Origin of the sequence: Roseicyclus sp. (assembly GCF_052168335.1) — a bacterium.
Classification (GTDB): Bacteria; Pseudomonadota; Alphaproteobacteria; order Rhodobacterales; family Rhodobacteraceae; genus Roseibacterium.
In genome coordinates this window covers 1-2586 of sequence record NZ_JBQLZP010000508.1, presented here as the reverse complement: position 1 = coordinate 2586, position 2586 = coordinate 1, and the positions used below count along the sequence as shown (strand labels likewise).

The following is a 2586-nucleotide window of genomic DNA, read 5'->3' as shown; positions in this document are numbered from 1 at the left end:
GCTCACCGGAACGTCCGGCGGACGTTCCGGTGAGCGAACGGGCGGAGCCCCGGAGGCGGTCCAGGCAAGTCGCAAAGTCCCTTGACGGCGTAGGGCGGGACTTGTCCCGCCACCGGACGGCGGGACAAGTCCCGCCCTACGGAGCCCGCCCATGAGCGCCGTCGCCTTCCTCACCCGCACGCGCGGGCGCGCCAACGGGGGCACGCGGCTCCACTGGACCGACTGGGCCTCCTACGCCTATCTCGCCTTCGGCATCTTCCTGATGTTCGGCCCCGTGGTCTGGCTGGTCATGTCCTCCTTCAAGACCGAGGCCGACCTCCAGCGCTATCCGCCGACCTTCCTGCCCTGGCAGCAGACGACGATGCAGGTGGAGGGCTACGACGAGCCCCTGCCCCTCTTCCGCATGACCGGCGGCGAGCACGAGGGGATGGTGCTGGCGCAGATCCGCCGTGTCGGCCTCCAGGCGCAGATGGTCGATCCCGCCAATCCCGGCGAGCGCATCACCGTCCGCATCGAGGAGCGCGAGCCGGTGCAGAGCGTGCGCCTGGCCACCGAGAACTACACCGGGCTCTTCGAGCGCTTCACCTTCATGCGCTACTTCTGGAACTCGACCTTCATCACGCTCATGTCCACGGCGATCATGCTGCTGGTGAACTCGATGGCGGCCTTTGCCCTGTCGAAATACCGCTTCCGGGGGCGGACGACGGTGCTCCTCCTCGTGATCTCGACGCTGATGATCCCGCAGACCGTGGTTCTGGTGCCGCTCTTCCTGATCGTGACCGAGATGGGCATGTTCAACTCGCTCTGGGGCGTCATCATCCCCGGCGCGGCTACGCCCACGGGGGTGTTCCTCCTGCGCCAGTACATGCTGACCATCCCCGACGAGATCCTCGACGCCGCGCGCATGGACAAGGCGTCGGAGTGGAAGATCTACTGGCGGATCATCCTGCCGCTCTCGGCGCCGGCCATCGCGGTTCTCGCGATCCTCGCCATCATGTGGCGCTGGAACGACTTCCTCTGGCCGCTCATCGTTCTGACGCAGTCCGAGAACTTCACGCTCCAGCTCGCGCTCAACTCCTTCCAGGGCGAGCTCCTGACCAACTGGTCCTCGCTTCTGGCCATGACGGTGCTGACGCTCCTTCCGATCGCCTGCGTCTTCATGTTCCTGCAGAAATACATCGCCACCGGCATCGCATCGACGGGCGGCAAATGACGACGGGGGACAGGTGATGGCGAGGCTCGAGCTCCGCGACGTACGCAAGGCCTATGGCGCGGCCGAGGTGATCAAGGGCGTGGACCTGACGGTGGAGCACGGCGAGTTCTGCGTCTTCGTCGGCCCCTCGGGCTGCGGCAAGTCCACGCTCCTGCGGATGATCGCGGGGCTCGAGGAGATCTCGGGCGGCGAGATCGCCATCGGCGGCGAGGTGGTCAACACGGTCCCGGCCGCCGACCGGGGCCTCGCCATGGTGTTCCAGTCCTACGCGCTCTACCCGCACATGACGGTGCGCCAGAACCTCTCCTTCGGGCTGGAGAACATCAACACGCCGCGCGCGGAGATCACCACCAAGGTGGCCGAGGTCGCGAAGATGCTGCAGATCGACCCGCTCCTCGACCGGCGGCCCAAGGACCTCTCGGGCGGGCAGCGCCAGCGCGTCGCCATCGGCCGCGCCGTGGTGCGCGAGCCGCGCGTGTTCCTCTTCGACGAGCCGCTCTCGAACCTCGACGCGGAGCTGCGCGTGGACATGCGGGGCGAGATCTCCACGCTGCACCGGCGGCTGGGGAACACCATGATCTACGTCACCCACGACCAGGTCGAGGCGATGACGATGGCCGACAAGATCGCGGTCCTGCGGCTGGGCGAGCTGGAACAGTTCGGCCGCCCCCTGGACCTCTTCAACGCGCCCGAGAACCTCTTCGTCGCGGGCTTCATCGGCTCCCCCCGGATGAACTTCCTCAGGGGAACCGTGGGCGAGGACCGGACGCACCTGATGCTCGAGACCGGGGATGCCGTGACCCTGCCCGAACGGGGCTTCGCGCAGCGGGCAGGGCAGATGGTGACGCTGGGCCTCCGCCCGAACGACCTCCACCCCGACGCCGACGGCGCGCTCCATGCCGAGATCGGCTCGGTCGAGCAGCTCGGCTCGGACAGCTACCTCTACGGGAAGTTCCGCGACGGCACGCCCGTCACCGTCCACAATCCGGGCCAGACCCGCGTGCGGCCGGGCGACAGCGTCACGCTGACGGTCGAGGGCGCGATCCACCTCTTCGACACGGGGACGGGCCGCACGCTCCGGATGTGAGGCTCAGCGGCCGATCCGGCCGAGATGGGTCTCGTTGAAACTCTCCGGCGCCTTCAGCCCGTAGCCCAGCATCCGGTCGAAGCCCGAATGCGCGAGCCAGAGCGCGCCGAGGGCGGAAGGCAGCGGCGCCGACAGGACCACGCCGAGCGCGAGGAACGCCGCGCCGAAGCCGTAGATGTGGACCGCGTTGTAGAGGAGCGCCCCGATCCGCGGGCCGAGCGCGTAGCCCGCGAAGCTCAGGTCCGGCGCGAAGAAGACCAGGAGCGCGGCCCACCACGGCAGGACC

General features: G+C 68.4%; 3 protein-coding genes. 2 read left to right on the top strand and 1 reads right to left on the bottom strand.

The window, feature by feature from the left end:
- Window positions 1–151: 151 nt before the first annotated feature.
- The gene (locus ACTS11_RS15530; RefSeq protein ID WP_442641205.1) at window positions 152–1213 is read left to right on the top strand and encodes a carbohydrate ABC transporter permease; all 1062 of its coding nucleotides are present in this window, start codon (window positions 152–154) and stop codon (window positions 1211–1213) included.
- Between the two features lie 16 nt (window positions 1214–1229).
- Window positions 1230–2300 carry an ABC transporter ATP-binding protein gene (locus tag ACTS11_RS15525; RefSeq protein ID WP_442641204.1) on the top strand — a complete coding sequence of 357 codons (1071 nt, stop codon included), beginning with the start codon at window positions 1230–1232 and terminating at the stop codon, window positions 2298–2300.
- Window positions 2301–2303: 3 nt separating this feature from the next.
- Here the strand turns inward: ACTS11_RS15525 and ACTS11_RS15520 are convergent.
- Window positions 2304–2586 (bottom strand): DUF4260 domain-containing protein (locus tag ACTS11_RS15520; protein WP_442641203.1); only part of this gene is annotated, 283 nt, incomplete at its 5' end.